At 35.4% G+C, this 18743-nt stretch carries 15 protein-coding genes; 5 read left to right on the top strand and 10 right to left on the bottom strand.

The window, feature by feature from the left end; genetic code table 11:
• Positions 1 to 47: 47 nt before the first annotated feature.
• Both A9G11_RS00390 and A9G11_RS00385 read left to right on the top strand, forming a co-directional pair.
• The gene (locus tag A9G11_RS00390; protein ID WP_065617562.1) at positions 48 to 1244 is read left to right on the top strand and encodes an efflux RND transporter periplasmic adaptor subunit; all 1197 of its coding nucleotides are present in this window, start codon (positions 48 to 50) and stop codon (positions 1242 to 1244) included.
• Between the two features lie 19 nt (positions 1245 to 1263).
• Entirely contained in the window at positions 1264 to 4470 is a 3207-nt protein-coding gene (locus A9G11_RS00385; protein ID WP_065617561.1) for an efflux RND transporter permease subunit, read from the top strand.
• Positions 4471 to 4690: 220 nt separating this feature from the next.
• Here the strand turns inward: A9G11_RS00385 and ruvC are convergent, their stop codons facing one another.
• The 7 genes from ruvC to A9G11_RS00350 form a co-directional block, all read right to left on the bottom strand.
• Positions 4691 to 5179, bottom strand: coding sequence for a crossover junction endodeoxyribonuclease RuvC (gene ruvC / locus A9G11_RS00380; protein WP_065617560.1), 489 nt, complete (start codon positions 5177 to 5179; stop codon positions 4691 to 4693).
• Positions 5179 to 5922: a YebC/PmpR family DNA-binding transcriptional regulator gene (locus tag A9G11_RS00375; protein WP_065617559.1), complete on the bottom strand. Its 744-nt coding sequence runs from the start codon at positions 5920 to 5922 to the stop codon at positions 5179 to 5181. The genes ruvC and A9G11_RS00375 overlap by 1 nt, the downstream gene beginning before the upstream one ends.
• 661 nt (positions 5923 to 6583) lie before the next feature.
• Positions 6584 to 6880, bottom strand: a complete 297-nt coding sequence (fis, locus tag A9G11_RS00370) for a DNA-binding transcriptional regulator Fis (RefSeq protein WP_065617558.1) — start codon at positions 6878 to 6880, stop codon at positions 6584 to 6586.
• Between the two features lie 7 nt (positions 6881 to 6887).
• On the bottom strand, positions 6888 to 7895 hold the full coding sequence (dusB, locus tag A9G11_RS00365) for a tRNA dihydrouridine synthase DusB (RefSeq protein ID WP_065617557.1): 1008 nt from the start codon (positions 7893 to 7895) through the stop codon (positions 6888 to 6890).
• Positions 7896 to 7931: 36 nt separating this feature from the next.
• Positions 7932 to 8798 (bottom strand): 50S ribosomal protein L11 methyltransferase, encoded by an 867-nt coding sequence (gene prmA, locus A9G11_RS00360; RefSeq protein WP_065617556.1) that lies wholly within the window; start codon positions 8796 to 8798, stop codon positions 7932 to 7934.
• Entirely contained in the window at positions 8773 to 10224 is a 1452-nt protein-coding gene (panF, locus tag A9G11_RS00355) for a sodium/pantothenate symporter (protein ID WP_065617555.1), read from the bottom strand. The genes prmA and panF overlap by 26 nt, the downstream gene beginning before the upstream one ends.
• Before the next feature lie 16 nt (positions 10225 to 10240).
• Positions 10241 to 10468, bottom strand: coding sequence for a YhdT family protein (locus A9G11_RS00350; RefSeq protein WP_065617554.1), 228 nt, complete (start codon positions 10466 to 10468; stop codon positions 10241 to 10243).
• 178 nt (positions 10469 to 10646) lie between these two features.
• On the opposite strand from A9G11_RS00350, the gene ilvC reads away from it, so the two are divergent.
• Together ilvC and A9G11_RS00340 are read left to right on the top strand one after the other, a co-directional pair.
• Positions 10647 to 12125: a ketol-acid reductoisomerase gene (gene ilvC / locus A9G11_RS00345; protein ID WP_065617553.1), complete on the top strand. Its 1479-nt coding sequence runs from the start codon at positions 10647 to 10649 to the stop codon at positions 12123 to 12125.
• Between the two features lie 309 nt (positions 12126 to 12434).
• A complete protein-coding gene (locus tag A9G11_RS00340; protein WP_081298359.1) occupies positions 12435 to 13001 on the top strand; it encodes a cell division protein ZapC in 567 nt (188 codons plus the stop codon).
• A gap of 39 nt (positions 13002 to 13040) precedes the next feature.
• On the opposite strand, the gene A9G11_RS00335 is transcribed toward A9G11_RS00340, so the two are convergent.
• The 3 genes from A9G11_RS00335 to A9G11_RS00325 form a co-directional block, all read right to left on the bottom strand.
• Positions 13041 to 14666, bottom strand: a complete 1626-nt coding sequence (locus A9G11_RS00335; protein WP_141674307.1) for an SEL1-like repeat protein — start codon at positions 14664 to 14666, stop codon at positions 13041 to 13043.
• 188 nt (positions 14667 to 14854) lie between these two features.
• Positions 14855 to 15958 (bottom strand): YcbX family protein, encoded by a 1104-nt coding sequence (locus A9G11_RS00330; protein WP_065617551.1) that lies wholly within the window; start codon positions 15956 to 15958, stop codon positions 14855 to 14857.
• A 208-nt stretch (positions 15959 to 16166) separates the two neighbouring features.
• On the bottom strand, positions 16167 to 16907 hold the full coding sequence (locus A9G11_RS00325) for a GntR family transcriptional regulator (protein WP_065617550.1): 741 nt from the start codon (positions 16905 to 16907) through the stop codon (positions 16167 to 16169).
• A gap of 339 nt (positions 16908 to 17246) precedes the next feature.
• Here A9G11_RS00325 and A9G11_RS00320 point away from each other — a divergent pair, with 339 nt between their 5' ends.
• A complete protein-coding gene (locus tag A9G11_RS00320; protein WP_065617549.1) occupies positions 17247 to 18704 on the top strand; it encodes a PTS mannitol transporter subunit IICB in 1458 nt (485 codons plus the stop codon).
• Positions 18705 to 18743 lie beyond the last annotated feature (39 nt).

The raw sequence follows: 18743 nt of genomic DNA, 5'->3' as shown, positions 1-18743 counted from the left end.
TTCTTCTAGAACTAGAACAAAAATTATTATACTGAGGTCATTTGTATATGAGATTTAACAAACTATTACTAACAGTGCCTGTGGCGTTAACCAGCCTATTTTTATTAGCAAGTTGTGATAATAACAAATCGCAAGGTGGTAATAGTCAAATACCGAAAGTGACTGTATTCAAAGTGCAACCACTAAATTATACGTTAAAAATTGCGTTACCAGGCCGTGTTGTTGCTTCTCAAATTGCAGAGATTAGACCTCAAGTCGGCGGTATTATATTAAAACGAGAATTCGAAGAGAGTTCTAATGTTAAAGCTGGTCAGTCACTTTATCAAATAGATCCTGCTATTTATCAAGCTAACTATGATAGTGCTGTTGCAAGCGTAGCGAGTGCTAAAGCTAATGCAAATATTGCACAGTTGACTTTAAAACGTTACGCAGGTTTATTAACCACAAAATCAATCAGTCAACAAGATTACGATAAAGCAGCAGCCGATGCAAAACAAGCTGATGCCAGTGTACTTGTTGCGCAAGCAGCAGAACATACTGCCAAAGTAAACTTAGATTATACTAAAGTATATTCCCCTATTGATGGTTATATTGGTAAATCTAGTGTCACTGAAGGTGCTTTAGTTGCCGCAGGGCAATCAACACCGCTAGCTTTAGTGCAACAACTAGATCCGATTTATGTTGATATGACTGAGGCGGCAACTCGTTATAACAAATATCTGCAAGATGAAAATGTCATTTTTGAACCCGCTACGGGCAATAATGTAGATCTATTTTTTAATGACGGTTCTAAATATGCTTATCCTGGTAACATTAAATTCTCTGATATTTCAGTTAATGAAACAACAGGTACCGTTACGTTACGTTCAGAATTTCCAAATAAAGAAGGAAAGATTTTACCGGGTATGTTCGTTAAACCACAGTTAACGCTTGGTTATATTAAAAATGCGCTACTAGTTCCACAGCAGGGTATAACAAGTAACCAACAAGGACAATATACAGCCAAAATTCTAAAACCTGACAATACGATAGAATATCGTCAAAATATCCAAGTTTATACGGGTATAAGTGGTTATTGGATAGTAACTAAAGGTATTGATGTTGGAGAGCAAGTCATTATAACAGGATTACTTAATTTAACGTCTGTTGAATTGGGGCAAACTATTCAAGGTGAAATGGTTGGCGAACCGGCTACTCTATCTCAAGAACAGTTAGATAATATCACTAAAAACACTATGAAATAAAACAGGGGTAGATTGAATTATGGCTAAGTTTTTTATTGATAGACCTGTTTTTGCATGGGTAATTGCTATCATGATGATGCTGGGCGGCGCTTTATGTATTAAGCTTTTGGCCGTAGAACAGTATCCGGATATTGCACCACCAGCGGTGACCGTTACTGCTACTTACCCTGGCGCGGATGCGCAAACTATCGAAAATACTGTAACACAGTTAATTGAACAAAATCTTACTGGCCTTGATAACTTGATTTATATGAAATCAACCAGTAGCGCTCAAGGTGTGGTACAAACCACATTGACTTTTGCACCAGGGACTAATCCAGATTTTGCTCAAGTGCAGGTATTAAATAAGGTTGAGAGTATCAAATCTCGTTTGCCTGAAAGCGTGCAGAAAAATGGTGTGTCTGTTGCAAAAAATAATACTAACTTCTTGAAGGTTATTGGTTTTTACTCAACTAATCCACAAAAAACTCAGGCAGATATTGCTGACTTTGTTTATTCAACTGTACAAGATCCTATTCGCCGTGTGCAAGGTGTTGGTGATACTACTTTGTTCGGTTCTGAATATGCAATGCGTATTTGGTTAGATCCAAATAAATTAAACTATTTTAACTTATCCATTGAAGAAATTACGGCAGCAGTTCAAGCACAAAATGCGCAAGTAACAGCCGGACAATTAGGCGCATTACCTGCGACCAATGGACAATCGCTTAACGCCACTATCACTGCGCAATCTCGTCTAAAAACACCTGAACAGTTCCAAAACATCTTAGTTAGGGTTAATACGGACGGTTCAAATATTTTGTTAAAAGATGTGGCGAAAGTAGAAATTGGCGCATCGGATTATAATTTTATTTCACGTTATGATGGTAAAGCTTCTGCAGGTCTTGCGATTTATCTGGCAACGGGTGCTAACCAGTTAAATACTTCCGATCAAGTTGACCAAAAAATTGCTGAATTATCTAAAATCTTCCCGGAAGATATTCAATATGCATATCCATATGATACCACGCCATTTGTTAAGCTTTCTATCAGCAATGTGATCCATACATTGGTTGAAGCGATCATTTTGGTTGTTATTGTTATGTATGTATTTTTACAGAACCTTCGTTCAACATTGATACCAACCATAACAGTTCCGGTTGTATTATTAGGTACTTTTGCAATTCTGTATATTTGTGGATTTACCATTAACACATTATCAATGTTTGCTATGGTACTGGCTATCGGCTTATTGGTCGATGATGCGATAGTGGTTATCGAAAACGTTGAGCGAATTATGCATGATGAAGGGTTGTCCCCTTATGAGGCAACTGTAAAATCGATGGAGCAAATCACCTCAGCACTAGTCGGGATTGCTGTAGTGTTATCCGCTGTATTTGTGCCAATGGCATTTTATGGTGGTGCCGCAGGTGGTATTTATCGCCAATTCTCAATCACTATTGTAACAGCGATGTCATTGTCAGTAATTATGGCAATTGTGTTAACACCGGCACTTTGCGCTCAAATTTTAAAAGCACCATCTAAAAACAAAGTCCAGAAAAAATCATTTGCTGATAAGTTAGCATCAATTCCACCATTTAGTTGGTGTGCAAATTTCACTAAATGGTTCTTTGGTTTGTTCAATAGTTTTTACGAAAAAAGTCTACGTCTTTATGAAAAAGGTGTAATAAAAGTCATCCGTTATCCATTAATAACATTTGTTTGTTATGTATTAATTGTCGTTGGATTAGTATTTGGATTTAACCGATTACCTACCGGTTTCTTACCTGATGAAGATCAGGGGGTAATTATCATCATGGCAGAATTACCACCCGGTGCTACATTAGAACAGACTATGGGCGTTTTAAATAAAGCTTCTCAATATTACACCGAAAAAGAAAAAGACTCTGTTAAAGAAATATTTACCGTTGCTGGTTTCAGCATGGTAGGTCGTGGTCAAAACATGGGACTTGGATTTGTTCGATTAAAAGATTGGAATGAGCGACCACGAGCAGATCAAAAAGTGAAAGCGTTAGTTGGTCGCGGTATGAGGTATTTATCTACATTAACCGAAGCGCGAATCTTTGCATTGAATGTTCCAGCAGTACCATCATTAGGTATGGCTAATGGTTTCTCTTATATGTTAAAAGATAGTGCCGGTCAAGGTCATGATGCATTAGTACAGGCATTTTTCCAAATATTTGGTGAGGCCTCAAAACATCCTTCACTACAGCAAGTACGACCAGCTAGTATGCTTGATGTACCACAGTATAAAATTAATGTTGATTTTGAAACAGCTCAAGCTTTAGGTGTCTCAGTAGGTAGTGTAAATACGGTATTATCCACCGCTTTAGGTTCTGCATATATTGATGACTTTGTTTATAATAACCGAGTTAAAAAAGTCTATTTACAATCTGATGCACCTTATCGTATGTTGCCTGATGATTTTAGTTATTGGAATGTTAAAAACAAAAACGGTCAAATGGTACCTTATGATGCTTTTGCCACCACATCGAAAAGTTACGGTTCACCTTCACTTGTTCGCTATGATGGTGTTGCGGCAATGGGGATCAGTGGTCTAGCTGCTCCAGGTTTAAGTTCTGGTCAGGCTATGTCAATAATGGAAGAGTTGTCAAAAAAATTACCAAAAGGTTTTACTTTTGACTGGACTGATATCTCTTATCAAGAACGTCAAACTGGTTCACAAACAACTACACTTTACATTATTTCGCTTATTGTCGTGTTCTTATCATTAGCTGCATTATACGAAAGTTGGACGGTACCGATTTCGATACTATTTGTTATTCCACTTGGTATTTTAGGTACTGTGTTTGCAACTATGTTTAGAGGACTAGATAACGATATATACTTCATTGTTGGTCTATTAACGACTATGGGATTATCTGCTAAGAACGCAATTTTGATTGTAGAATTTGCAAAAGATGCTCTCGAAAAAGAAGGTAAATCTCTAATTGATGCTACTTTAGAGGCATGTCGTTTACGTTTACGCCCAATTTTAATGACCTCATTTGCCTTTATTCTTGGGGTATTACCATTAGCATTAAATAGCGGTGCAGGCTCTGCTAGCCAAAATGCAGTAGGTACAGGGGTAATCGGTGGAATGTTAACAGCTACATTTTTAGCTATATTCTACGTACCATTATTCTTCTTGTTTATTACTAAGATGTTCACTAAACATAAGAATAAGGTAGTCTTACCAAGTCAAAAATATTTACCTAAAGACTAGTAATTTAACGTGAAGATAGGTAATTAATTTTAAACAATGCGCTGATTTCGATTAGCGCATTTTTTTTAAGTAAATTCTTTAATTACTTGTTTGGTGTAGCTAAAAATAGCTACCTTGATAGATAAGATTGGTGTAATCAATTAAAGGTCAATAGCATATTAAAAGTGATTTAGTAAATAAATCATGAATCAGGTTATGAAGTGAAATTAAAGTCTCTGTTTTATTTATGAGATTTGATTAATTGTTGACTTATGTGAGCGTGAGTAATAGCAATAGCTAAGGCATCGGCAGCATCTGCCTGTGGACTTGCTGGTAATTTTAATAATAGCTTTACCATATGTTGGACTTGCTTTTTATCGGCAGCACCAGTACCAACGACACTTTGTTTGACTAAGCGAGCTGCATATTCAAAAACGGGGAGATCATTATTTACTGCAGCGACAATCGCAGCGCCCCTAGCTTGCCCCAGTTTTAAAGCAGAATCGGCATTATGAGCTAGGAAAACTTGCTCAATGGCAAACATATCTGGTTGGAATTGTAAAATAATTTCACTAACACCAGCATAGACACGTTTTAAGCGAGTAGGGAGATCTTCAACTGCGGTACGAATACATCCGCTACCAAGGTAGGTTAATTGACGTCCTGTTTGACGAATTACACCGTAACCCGTCAAACGAGAGCCTGGATCGATGCCAAGAATAATGGACATTAAAGTGTTGCTGCAACTTCGTCTGAAACTTCACCGTTATGGTAAACTTCTTGTACATCATCACAATCTTCAAGCATATCAATCAGACGTAATAGTTTTGGTGCAGATTCAATATCAAGATCAACCTTAGTTGCGGGGATCATTGATACTTCAGCCGCTTCAGCGACTAAACCAGCTGCATCAAGGGCATCTTTGATTTCGCCAAATGACTCAGGGGTAGTAAATACATCAATAGCACCATCATCATAGGTCACAACATCATCAGCTCCGGCTTCAAGTGCTGCGTCCATAACTTTATCTTCATCAGTACCAATAGGGTAAGAAATAACGCCTTTTTTGGTGAAAAGATAGGAAACTGAACCATCTGTACCTAAATTGCCACCAGTTTTGGTAAATGCATGGCGAACTTCAGATACCGTGCGATTACGATTGTCACTTAAGCACTCAACCATGACGGCTGTACCTGCTGGACCATAGCCTTCATAGATAATGGTTTCCATGTTGCTATCGTCTTCACCACCAACACCACGAGCAACGGCTCGATTCATGGTATCACGAGTCATATTATTCGATAATGCTTTGTCCATAGCTGCGCGTAAACGAGGATTTGACGCTGGATCGCCACCACCTATTTTGGCTGCTGTTACTAACTCACGAATAATTTTAGTAAAGATTTTACCGCGCTTTGCATCTTGTGCTGCTTTGCGGTGTTTGGTATTGGCCCATTTACTATGACCTGCCATAAAATTCTCCAGATTAAATAATTTAAAAATCATCGCATTTTAGCAAACTTTTACTAAAAATTCATTATCATTATAGTTATTCGTTTTTAATAAACAAATATCTTCAAAAAGAACAAGTAAATAGATTTAACAACTGGGTTAAAGATGCTTTTGTTAATTTAATTATGATCACCATTATTTGGACTTATAAAGGTTAGGGTATTGGGTTTTAATAACAGTTAATCACAGGCAATTTTTAACTCACCTCTTATAGATTAATAGAGAACGCTATCGATCAGAAGCTGGATAATCTATGTTGGGAAACGATTAAATCGATTAACTAATTAAACAGTTCTATGCCTGAATTGCTGTTAATTTTGGTAATTAAGCCTGTTTTGGCAGAGTACTTGACTCAAATGTAATTATCATCACTCATTATGTAATAATAAGGAGTAGGGAGATGTTAACATTAAGGTTGTCAGTAATATCATAAAATCATGGATAAAAATGAAAAAAATATTTGCAGTATTAATGCTAAAAGTTAACAGGGGTAACTAACACTTACTTATTGTTATTAAATGATATTTATGAAAGTAAAAAAGGTAACTATTAGTTAAAAATAAAAAGCACCATTTGAGTAAGGTGCTTTTATATATATTAACAAGATGTTAATAGTAATTAACTAACTCATTCCATATTGTTTTAATTTTTTGCGTAAAGTTCCGCGATTGATACCTAGCATATTGGCTGCTCGAGTTTGATTGCCACGTGTATATTGCATAACCATATCAAGGAATGGGTGTTCAACTTCAGCTAACACTAATTCATATAAATCAGTAGGATCTTCACCACTTAGTTGTGATAAGTAATTTTTTAAAGCCTGCTTTACTGAATCTCGCAAAGGTTTTTGTGTTATTTGGTCTTGTGAGTTTACAGTTGTAAATTTAAGTGCTGCAGCTGTAACGCGTTGTTCTGACATAGTATTTTTAACTCTTTTGGTTGTTTCTAATTTTACTAAAAAATGCTTTCAGTGCCTTAACTTGCTCACTTGTATCGCTAAGTACACTAAATAAGCGCCTAAATTGATCGCTATCAACATAATTCTTGGTATACCAATTTACATGCTTTCTGGCGATCCTTAATCCTTTGTATTCTCCATAAAATTGATAAAGATCTTCAAGGTGTGTTAACACGACTTGCTCTACTTCATCAATAGTTTTCTCTTTCTGTAACTTTCCATGTGTTAAATAGAATGCAATTTCTTCGAATATCCAAGGTCGCCCTTGAGCTGCTCGGCCGATCATTATAGCATCAGCTTGCGTATATTGAAAAACATCTTTTGCCTGTTCTGGGGTAGAAATATCGCCATTTGCAATTACAGGAATAGAAACACTTTCTTTTACTGCTTTGATTGACTGATATTCTGCCTTACCATTAAATAGGCATGCACGAGTGCGCCCGTGAATAGTAATCGCCTTTATTCCACAATCCTGCGCAATTTGTGCGATTTCAATGCAATTTCTATGATTTTTATCCCATCCAGTCCGCGTTTTTAAAGTTACTGGCACATCAACCGCACCGACAACTTTTTGCAAAATAGTTTCAATCAGTTTTGGATACTGCATTAAAGCAGATCCAGCCAATTTTTTATTGACTTTTTTAGCTGGGCAACCCATGTTGATATCAATCAACTGAGCGCCATGTTTGACATTAAATTCTGCCGCTTTAGCCATTTCGTCAGGATCAGAACCGACAATTTGTACAGCACGGATACCCACATCATTTGATGCAATCATCCTGAGCGCTGATTTATCGGTATGCCAAACATCTGAATTTGCTAAAAACATTTCTGAAATCGTCATGCCAGCACCAAAACGATAACACAAGTTACGAAATGGTTTGTCACTAATTCCAGCCATTGGCGCCGCAATTAAATTGTTAGTTAATGAGACCCCACCAATGCTTAGCAAATTGAGGCCGGCTATATTACGCATTTTTTCTCGAAGTTAAAAGGGGGTAATGTTAAATTTTTAATTTTTTTTGCCTGTAATCCGGCACCATTCTTGTTGTTCTATGACCGGATCAAGATCAAAATGTGGTTGATATGCGTTACAAACAGTCGCTGATTGCGTAGCTAAAATTCCCGATAATCCTAAATATCCTTGTGGTTTTACCAGTTTACTAATCTGAGGCTCTAACTCTTTAAGTGGTCCGGCTAGAATATTAGCCACGACCACATCAGCTTGTAAGTTATCAGGAATATCTTTGGATAAATAGAGCGCTAATTTTTCACTAACATTGTTTCGCTCAGCATTATCACGACTTGCTTGTATTGCCTGTGGATCAATATCAATACCAATGACTTGTTTAGCGCCAAGTTTTAAAGCGGCAATAGCTAAAATGCCAGAACCGCAACCATAATCTATGACTATTTTATTGGTAAGATCTAAACTATCGAGCCAGGTTAAGCATAAAGCTGTGGTTGGGTGGGTCCCAGTACCAAAGGCTAATCCGGGATCTAACATTACATTGACCGCGTTAGGATCCGGTACCTCACGCCAACTTGGACAGATCCAAAGTCGTTTGCCAAATTGCATTGGATGAAAGTTGTCCATCCATTCTCGTTCCCAATCTTTATCTTCCAATTGTTCAAATTTATAGGAGTATTGATCTAAGTTGAGTAGGGTCTTTAATTGATTGATATCGGTTTGTGCATCATATAAGCCGATAACATCAGTGTTGCCCCAAAGTTTCGTTTCCCCTGGTAATGGTTCAAAAACGGGGGTATCAAATGTGTCTTGAAAGGTGACAGAGACAGCACCAGATTCTTCTATTTGTTCACTAATTCGCTCAGCAAGATCGTTAGTAGTATTAATTCTGAGTTGGATCCAAGGCATAATTTTTTCCTGTTTTACCAAACATATTGGCAATAATAAAAACAATTAATCCGATGATTAAAGAGGGTACAATTGGGTGAAGCGAAAATAACTTAATGTTATAAACCGCTAATAACGTATAACTTATTGCACCGGCTAACATTGAACTAAGCGCACCAGTAGCATTAGCTCTCTTCCAATATAACCCCAATACAAGTGGCCATAAAAATACCGCTTCAAGCCCACCAAATGCAAGTAAATTTAACCAAATAATCATATCAGGTGGGTTTCTAGCGGCTAAAATGAGTGAACCACCAAAAATTAGCGTAACGGCTACAGATATGCGTGTTAAGGTTTTATCACTATATTTTGTGTGCGGTTTAATACTTAATAGTAGATCTTTAATAATCACCGATGATACTTGTAATAATTGAGCATTAATGGTTGACATAATAGCGGCTAAAGGTGCGGCTAAAAAGATACCTGCGGCTAATGGAGGTAATACCTTAATAATTAAAGTAGGTACAACTTGGTCGGGAATGGTCAGATCGCTTATAATAACTCGACCAAGCGCGCCAGAAAGATGCATAGTTAACATAATTACAGTGACCACAATGGTGCCAATAATTATGCCTTGATGCACCGCTTTGCTATCTTTGTAGGCCATACATCTTACGGCGGTATGGGGTAAACCAACCACACCAAAGCAGACTAATACCCAAAAGGAAGCCATAAATGGTACATCCATAAAGTCATTAGGACCTTGAGGCGTTAAAAGTGCAGGGTCGATCTCTTTCAAGCTTTCAATAATGGTTGTGATACCGCCGCCAGCATAAATGATTGCAGTTAAAAGTAAGATAGCGCCAATAATCATGACTAAGCCTTGAAAGGCATCATTTAAAATGCTTGCTCTAAATCCGCCGAAAGCTGTGTAGAGAACTGTGCCTACCCCAAAAATTAATAATCCAGTTTGATAAGGAATTCCCACAGAGGCTTCAAGTAATCGCGCGCCACCAATAAACTGAACGGTCATCGCGCCCACAAAAGCTACTACTAAAGCAATACTTGCAAACCAAACAATCATTCGGCTCTTATAGTGAGCATATAACATATCACTTAAGGTGATAGCATTATATTTGCGAGCTAAAATAGCAAATTTTTTGCCTAAAATACCTAGCGAAAGTAATACGGTAGGTACTTGGATCATTGAAAGTAATACCCAACCTAGTCCGTATTTATAAGCAGCTCCAGGACCACCGATAAATGAACTGGCACTTATGTATGTGGCAGCTAAGGTCATGGCAAGTAAGAAGCCACCCATTGTCCGATTACCAATAAAATAGTCGGTAAATTGATTTACCTTTTTCCTTTTTACATAAGCATAAATTGATAAAGCAAAGACAAAAATAAGGTAGATCACCAGCGGTGATATAATATCGTAGTTCATTGTCTGATCACTTATTTTATTCTAATGATATATTTTTGAATTGAAATTTCACAATAGCCCAGCATAGTAAAATAAAGCCAACTGGAACCATGATGCAAGAGAGTTCGAACCATAATGGTAGTCCTAAAAATCCTATTTTATCACTGACATAATAACCACTAATTACCCACGCAATGAAATAAATAATAGTTAACAATAATGAAATGATCGCTTCTTTATTAGCTTGTTTGTAACGTGTATCCATGTTGATTAGGTGAGTGATAATTTAAAGGTGTTCTAGAGTAAAAGAAACCGCAAAACATAGCAAGCATATTGCAATTTATGCAACATAATATTCTAAATATATCAATTTTAGCAATAATAGAATTACTATATAGTGTATAACAAATCGATTATAAATAACCCAAATCATGGAGAGAAGAATGTCAAACTATTTTAATACCCTAAATTTACGTGAAAAGTTAGACCAACTAGGTAAATGTCGTTTTATGGCACGTGATGAATTTGCATCAGAAGCGAGTTTTTTGAAAGGCAAAAAGATTGTCATCATTGGTTGTGGGGCGCAGGGGCTTAATCAAGGCCTTAATATGCGGGATTCTGGTTTAGATATTGCTTATACACTACGTAAAGAAGCGATTAATGAAAAACGAGCTTCTTGGAAAAAAGCAACCGAAAATGGTTTTAAAGTAGGCACGTATGAAGAACTAATTCCAACGGCTGATCTGGTAATTAACTTAACACCAGATAAACAACATTCAGCTGTTGTACAAGCTGTCCAACCATTAATGAAACAAGGGGCGGCTTTAGGTTATTCTCATGGTTTTAATATTGTTGAAGTCGGCGAAAAGATCCGTTCAGATATTACGGTTGTTATGGTTGCGCCTAAATGTCCGGGTACGGAAGTACGAGAAGAGTATAAACGTGGTTTTGGTGTACCAACCCTTATTGCAGTGCATCCAGAAAACGATCCTAAAGGTGAAGGATTAGCCATTGCTAAAGCATGGGCCGCGGCAACCGGTGGTCATCGAGCAGGGGTTTTACAATCTTCATTTGTTGCAGAAGTAAAATCAGATCTGATGGGTGAACAAACTATTCTTTGTGGTATGTTACAAACGGGATCTTTATTGTGTTTTGATAAGCTTGTTGCTGACGGTGTTGATCCTGCTTATGCATGTAAATTATTACAATTTGGTTGGGAAACGATCACTGAAGCGCTAAAACAAGGCGGTATCACATTAATGATGGATCGTTTATCAAATCCAGCTAAATTAAGAGCTAATGCATTAGCAAAAGAGTTAAAAGTGATCATGACCGATCTTTATCGTAAACATATGGATGATATTATCTCCGGTGAGTTTTCAGCTACCATGATGAAAGATTGGGCTAATGATGATGTTAATCTATTAAAATGGCGAAAAGAAACAGGTGAGACTGCCTTTGAAAAAGCGGCTGAATATCAAGGTAAAATTGATGAGCAAGCTTACTTCGATCAAGGTGTGGTAATGATTGCTATGGTTAAAGCTGGTGTTGAACTTGCTTTTGAAACCATGCTTGAATCAGGTATTTTACCAGAATCAGCTTATTATGAATCCCTGCATGAGTTACCGCTTATTGCTAATACTATTGCGCGTAAACGCTTATATGAAATGAACGTGGTTATTTCTGATACCGCTGAATATGGTAACTATCTATTTGCTAATGCCGCAGTGCCATTATTAAGAGAAAAATTTATGCCTATGTTACAAGCAGGTGATCTTGGTAAAGCTATACCAGAAGGTAGTGTTGATAATGCACAATTACGTGATGTGAATGAAGAGATTCGTCATCATCCAATTGAAGAAATTGGACGTAAATTGCGTAGTTATATGACCGATATGAAACGGATCAATGTTGCCAGTTAATAGACTCGGGCATTAAAAAATAAAAGGTGCTTTTAGCACCTTTTTTTATGCTTAAGATCTGTTGCAAAAATGTTTCAGGTTAACTATATGTTTTAGTATAAATTATTGAGCGATCTAAAAGGATCAAAAAGGCAAAAAAAGATTAAATTTAGATCTAAGTTAGATCGTTTTGATCTCACCAAAAAATTATTAAAATTTTTAAAAATTAAATAATTAAATCATTTTTATTTTATATTTTTATTTATTTTTTATCGAAGTTATGTTATCTTTTTGTGCAAATTTAATTCGATTTGCGAGGATAACATATCAATGAAAATGGCTTTTCGCCCAACCGATTGTTGGCGTTGGTATTTTGATAAGGAATATGACAGTTTAATGCTAGAAGTGTCAGATGATATGTTATTTCGTTCTAGTTATTCTAGTAAAATGTTAATCCCTGATGTATTTTGTGAGTTTCCTTTTTCTGTCAGTGATGCAACGGCTTACTATCTTTTTCATGATAGCAGTAGATCTTTGAACTTGACTGAACCACAACGAATTGAATTGTCAATTAATGCAATTATTGCCGCTAATTTTATTAAACCACAAATGCCTAAGAGCTGGTATTTCAGTCAACAATCGACGTTGTATGTGCCTAAAATTGCTGATATTGTCGAAGTTAATATGCAAGAAGGTGGGCAGAAAGTCTTTTTAATGGTGGTTGAGGCTGGTGATAACGCTTCACTGTGTATCATTGCACAACCTACATTTGTTGCGATGAATAAAACTTTTAATTTTGCTGAAGCTATCAAGGTGATGAATGATAGATTAGCACCAACAACATATAATTTTGTTGATAATATACAAGAAATAACCGATTTGAAGGCTATTCCCTAAAATTAAATCCCTATCTAATCAGCTTGGTAATTAAATAACCTAACCTGAAAAATTCATCGAACACATAAGCTCATACCTACGCTCATATCTATGGTAATACGATTTGGCTTCTTTATGACCTTGATCAGCTGCCAGTTTCAGATAATATAAGCCGGTAGTATATAATGCTACATCATCATATAGTATCTTTCCTAGGTTAAATTGTGCCTCCATATCGCCATTGTTAGCTTTAGTAATCAAATCGGAAGTTTCTTTTTCTTTTTCAATAAATGGGGAACAAGTATAAATGTAAGACTCATTTTCTTTAAACACATTACAATAACTGTTATACCAATATAGAGTTTTAGTAAAATCTTGTTTAATGTAACGTCCAGATTTATATTCGTCAGAGATTTTTAATTTTGCTAAAACATGTCCTGCTTCGGCTGCTTTTTCCAACCAGTACATACTTATCTTTTGTTTTTCTAAAACAGAATCGGAACTTCTTGATGAATAAAAGTAAAGTTCAAATATTTTATATTTAATTTCAGCATTATCAATATAACTATCATATTTAATATAGGTGTTAATTATTGCCATTTCTAGTTCTGACGAAAATTCTATATTCGCAGTTTCTAATAATTTCACCATTTTAAGTAATAGCTTAGGATCTTTATCCATAGCATATGAATAATAATAGATCGCGGTTAAATTTTTGCCTAAATCTTCATACCATTTTGCAATGGCTACACTCACCTTAATATCAGGATTATTCTTGTCAAATTTACGCAATAAAGAGTATATCTTATTTTTTTGGGGTTGTTTTAACTGTTGTTTATATAATTCACATGCTCTTGATGCTTCTAAAGTGCAAGCTATATCAAAATATTCGATCGCTCTATTTAACTTTTCATCCTCAGCATAATAAAAACTAAGCCTTAACATTGAAGGATAATCTTTAGGATCCAGATTTTCTTCGATTTGTTTTATAAGGTCATCATGGTTAGTCTTATTTTGATTTTCGTCATTTAAGAAAGAAATCTTACTAAGGCTTTCATCTTGTGATTCGATACCTTCTTCTATTTTTGCAAATGCAAGGTAATACCCTAAATCATGCTCCTGAATATCTCCAGCCGCTTTAAAATACTCTACGGCTTTTGTAGGATTTTTATTGACGAAGTAATCATCAATATATAATTGACCAATCAAAAATTTAACATATGGATTATCGTTTAAGTCTTTATCTTCCATTCTAGCGATTGTAATAAAATGACTTAAAGGAATTTCTTGTAATTTAAAGCGATTTAACAATATTGTCAGTGACTCAGTATCGCCACTTAATATGGCTGTTTTATATAACGAAACACCTTTACCGAATAACTTAGGTAATAAATTATAATTTATTTCATCATCCGTTAATGTATTACAACCAAATTTTTTATAATTACTAACTGAACCATCTTTTCCCTTATAATCGGAATAGGGGTCATAATCTAAGGCGAATGCTGTTTTTTTAGTTTTTACCAGATTATAAAGTTGTTTCAGCCTATTGCAATCTCTAGAAGAAAGGCTATTGGCTAAATTAATATAAGCGGTTGCTAATCTTCTAGTACTCTCTAAATTATCTTTACCTTTATTTGATTTGTTCTGATATCGGTTATTGTTACCATTGCCAAAACTACTCATTACGGTACTAAAATCATTAGACGAAAACGCGCAAGATGAAAATATGAATACAAAAGTAAACACACATATTTTTTGAATCATTAACACTAACCTTATATTTCTATTTATTTCTTTATTTCTTCATTTATTGTTATTATTTTTTTGTAAAACAATTATTACATAATGTCGATAATAAATGAATTTTTGTATCACTTCTTTAATAAGTTCAACTCAATATCACTTTTAGGTATACAGCTACAGGTTAAAATTCGATTTTTACTCTTTATTGCCGCTTGTGTCAGGGCTGTCACTTCTCCTTGTTTTAATATGACCTGGCAACGACCACAAACACCTGCTCGACAAGAGTAGGGAATAGGTATTTGATGTTGTTCTAACTGCTCTAAAATAGTTTGCTGATTGTTACCATTAAATGATTGACCTTCAAAGGTTATAATACAAGTTTGTTGCTGGTTATCTGTTTTTTTCGGAAAAGATTGAATATATTTTTTAGCGTTTTGGCGCTCTAACACTTCTATGTGATCTTTTATGCAAATAGTTCCAGAATTACGAGCAATCATATTCATGCCAAAATCGATTTTGCCTTGATCATCGGATCTAAAATAGCCTAAAGTGGTAAGCGGTTCGTTATTGGCTAAATAATTGGTTGAATTAACATTGATTGTAGTCAATACACAGCGCGTACAAGGTTTTACAATATCAAATACGACATCACCAATTTTAATAGTTTTCCAGCCATCTTCGGCGAAAGGTAATGCACCGTTTATAATGATATTGCCACGAAATTGTCCAATATCAAGTCTTTCCGGACACTGTTGTTGTAGGTAGTTGAATGATGCTTCGTTTAATAAAAGGTAAGGGTAACCATCGGCAAAGCTAACAGGGACATCAGGATAACGTTTAGTTCGTCGGGATAAATGACGACCAAGCCAACGTAACTGCACATCTTTATGTAAATATTGGCTAAAAAATTGATTTACTTTAATTGATGCAATATGCGATGTAAAGTTTGATCCCCATACGTGTGTTGATTCTTGACTACTGGAAAAATCGTCGAGATCAATACAGAGTGATTCGCCCGTAGGTAAACTAATATGTACTTGGTTGTCGCTAACCGATGTTTTAATCTTTAACAACTGAGGGAATTGCCTCGCTGTAATGAATGTTCCGTCAGGTTCACTAATCATCAAAATGCGATCGTGTTCAAATCCGCCTTGTGATACTGTTGCTTGTGTAACAGCAATGCCTTGCATTGATTTAATCGGATAAATAAAAAGCTGATTTACGCAGATCATAATAACTTAAGTTAATAAAAAAAGTTGGCATGATTATATACTAATTATTGCGTATTATAGAGTGCTAATTTAAGGCATTACTATTACTTAGTTATTTGTTTTTTCGATATAAAAATATCAACTATTTTATTAATAGGCATCTAAAAATAAGAGTGTAACTAAACACTTTTCTTTTTTTTGTTAAACAAACAGCATGAATCAAGCCGTGTTATAATCGACGTTCGATAATATTTTGGATTGGATGATATTCAGCTTTTATATATGAAACATTATGTTCGCATGGTGTATCGTCTTCCAGATAGGTGATCTCTTCAAGTTTCAATAGCGCTTTATTTTTATCTACATTTAATGACGTCTCAACTTTTTCATCATCGATATTGATCGCCATAATATTTTGTATTCTTTTTTTAACTTTTTTACCTGTCATCTCTTCAATATAACCAAATTTAGAAATTTCTAGTTGGCTAAATTCAAATTGATTGAACAAATTAGTTGGGATCAGTGTAAACTCAATCGATACGGGAATATCATCAAAAAACATAAGTCTAACAATTTTATAGACAAAATCAGTTCGTTTTAACCCTAATGAATTTGCAATTTGTTCATTAGGTACCGGAACAATACTTGCAGAAAGCACTTTTCTGGAGCCTTTATACCCTTGTTTTTTGGCTTGATAATCAAAATGAGAAATAACATTAAATTTTCCGGTTAAATTAATATTCCTTTCTGATGAACCCACATGCAAACCTGATTTTCTAACACGATAAACTAACCCTTCATCTAAAAGATGTCTGGTTGCTTCCCTAACGGTGGTACGAGTGACATCAAGAATTTTAGCAATATTAACTTCAGTATCAATTTTTTCACCCATAGAGAGATTTTTTTCCTCTATTAGGTTAGTAATATAATTAATAACTTGTTGTTGTTTAATTGTTACATTACCACTCATTTTTACCTCTCTACGGATTTAATTTATCATTTTGATTCAAGGATAAGCACATATCAACATTTCTGCAAGATATTGATGATTATTATCATTTTCGAATAATGATTTTAACTCTACACCAGTAACTATTCTCGCAAATTGTACAACAAAGCCCGATAAATTTGTTTTCACTAAAAAATATGTATATTCATAAAATAGTTAGAAAATAAAGTGTGATTTACTTAACATTATGAATAAAAATATATATACATATTGCCTCGATTAAATATTATTTAAATGCCATTTAATATGTGTACTCATATTAAATATGGCTACATATTTTAACTTTCGAGGAACTTTACGATGAATAAAAAACTATCATTGAGAGCTAAAATTCAAAGTTTTGGTGGATTTCTCACGGCCATGGTGATACCTAATATTGGTGCTTTCATGGCTTGGGGTTTTATTACCGCACTTTTTATTCCGGCCGGTTGGTTACCTAATGAACAGTTAGGTAGTTTAGTTAGTCCTATGATTACTTACATGTTACCGATGCTTGTTGGTTATACCGGCGGTGACATGGTGGGTGGCAAACGGGGCGCAATAATTGGCACCGTCGGTACTATGGGGATTGTTGTTGGATCGGATATCCCTATGTTGCTCGGAGCAATGGCAATGGGGCCATTAGGAGGTTTTTGTAGTAAAAAACTAGATAAATTGTTAGAAAACCGTTTACCAAACGGATTTGAAAATATTATTCAAAACTTTGCATTAGGCTTTTTAGGTATGGGGCTAGCTATTTTAGGCTACTATTTTATTGGCCCATTCATGCTGTCTATTACCAATATTATTGCTGCTGCTATTGATGCACTATTACAAACCGGATATTTGGCTTCTTTGGCGTTATTAATCGAACCAACCCGCGTTCTGTTTCTTAATAATGCCATCGATCAGGCTATCTTTTATCAACTGGGCATGAAAGATGCTTTGGCTAATGGTTCATCTGTTTACTTTATGGTATTTGCAAGTCCCGGTCCTGGATTAGGACTATTATTAGCATTCTGCTTTTTTGGCAAAGGGATGAGCAAAAAATCAGCGCCTGCCGCCACAATCATTCATTTCTTTGGTGGTATTCATGAAATGTATTTCCCTTATGTATATATGCGTCCACTTATGATATTTCCATTAATGTTAGGTTCTGCTGCCGGCATTATGGTTTTTTCATTAATGCATGCAGGATTAGTTGCTGGTGCAACACCTGGCTCTATTTTTGCTTTTCTAGCCTTAACTCCTCCGGGTAAACATCTTGCTACTATCTGCGGTATTGGTGCAGCGGCTTTAGTTTCTTTTATCGGCTGTAGCTTGTTACTTAAGATTAATCCAGGTACAGAAAAGGATGAGGATTTCTCTAGTTCAAAACAAGACGTTATCAATACTAAATTAGAAGGAAGCAGTGCTTCTTATTTAAAAGCGAAAGCTGAGATGAAACTGGGTAATAACACAGCAGAATCAACAGCAGATCTTGATCTAAAAAATATTCAATTTATTGCGTTCGCTTGTGATGCAGGAGCAGGTTCAAGTGCTATGGGGGCAACGCGATTTAAAAAATTATTAAAAGAGCGCGGTGTTGATAAAGACATCGTAGTGAAACATTTTTCAATAGAGAACGTACCGCCAGAAGCTGACCTAGTGGTTATTCAAGAAAGGTTAGTCGAACGAGCCAGTCATACATTAACGCAACCAATTATCAGTATTAAAAACTATATAGGTGATGCGAAGTTAGATGAACTTATTGACGATATAAAAACAGCTTTGTCTTAAATGTTTCCTGTTGAATTTATTAAAAAATAATTTTATCAC

Origin of the sequence: Gilliamella sp. wkB108 (assembly GCF_001690195.1) — a bacterium.
Classification (GTDB): Bacteria; Pseudomonadota; Gammaproteobacteria; order Enterobacterales; family Orbaceae; genus Gilliamella; species Gilliamella apicola_L.
This window is presented reverse-complemented; position numbering and strand designations above follow the sequence as displayed.

Coding starts and splice junctions, on each gene's coding strand:
- A9G11_RS00390 (WP_065617562.1), top strand. CDS start 48: ATGAGATTTAACAAACTATTACTAACAGTGCCTGTGGCGTTAACCAGC.
- A9G11_RS00385 (WP_065617561.1), top strand. CDS start 1,264: ATGGCTAAGTTTTTTATTGATAGACCTGTTTTTGCATGGGTAATTGCT.
- ruvC (WP_065617560.1), bottom strand. CDS start 5,179: ATGTCCATTATTCTTGGCATCGATCCAGGCTCTCGTTTGACGGGTTAC.
- A9G11_RS00375 (WP_065617559.1), bottom strand. CDS start 5,922: ATGGCAGGTCATAGTAAATGGGCCAATACCAAACACCGCAAAGCAGCA.
- fis (WP_065617558.1), bottom strand. CDS start 6,880: ATGTCAGAACAACGCGTTACAGCTGCAGCACTTAAATTTACAACTGTA.
- dusB (WP_065617557.1), bottom strand. CDS start 7,895: ATGCGTAATATAGCCGGCCTCAATTTGCTAAGCATTGGTGGGGTCTCA.
- prmA (WP_065617556.1), bottom strand. CDS start 8,798: ATGCCTTGGATCCAACTCAGAATTAATACTACTAACGATCTTGCTGAG.
- panF (WP_065617555.1), bottom strand. CDS start 10,224: ATGAACTACGATATTATATCACCGCTGGTGATCTACCTTATTTTTGTC.
- A9G11_RS00350 (WP_065617554.1), bottom strand. CDS start 10,468: ATGGATACACGTTACAAACAAGCTAATAAAGAAGCGATCATTTCATTA.
- ilvC (WP_065617553.1), top strand. CDS start 10,647: ATGTCAAACTATTTTAATACCCTAAATTTACGTGAAAAGTTAGACCAA.
- A9G11_RS00340 (WP_081298359.1), top strand. CDS start 12,435: ATGAAAATGGCTTTTCGCCCAACCGATTGTTGGCGTTGGTATTTTGAT.
- A9G11_RS00335 (WP_141674307.1), bottom strand. CDS start 14,666: ATGAGTAGTTTTGGCAATGGTAACAATAACCGATATCAGAACAAATCA.
- A9G11_RS00330 (WP_065617551.1), bottom strand. CDS start 15,958: ATGATCTGCGTAAATCAGCTTTTTATTTATCCGATTAAATCAATGCAA.
- A9G11_RS00325 (WP_065617550.1), bottom strand. CDS start 16,907: ATGAGTGGTAATGTAACAATTAAACAACAACAAGTTATTAATTATATT.
- A9G11_RS00320 (WP_065617549.1), top strand. CDS start 17,247: ATGAATAAAAAACTATCATTGAGAGCTAAAATTCAAAGTTTTGGTGGA.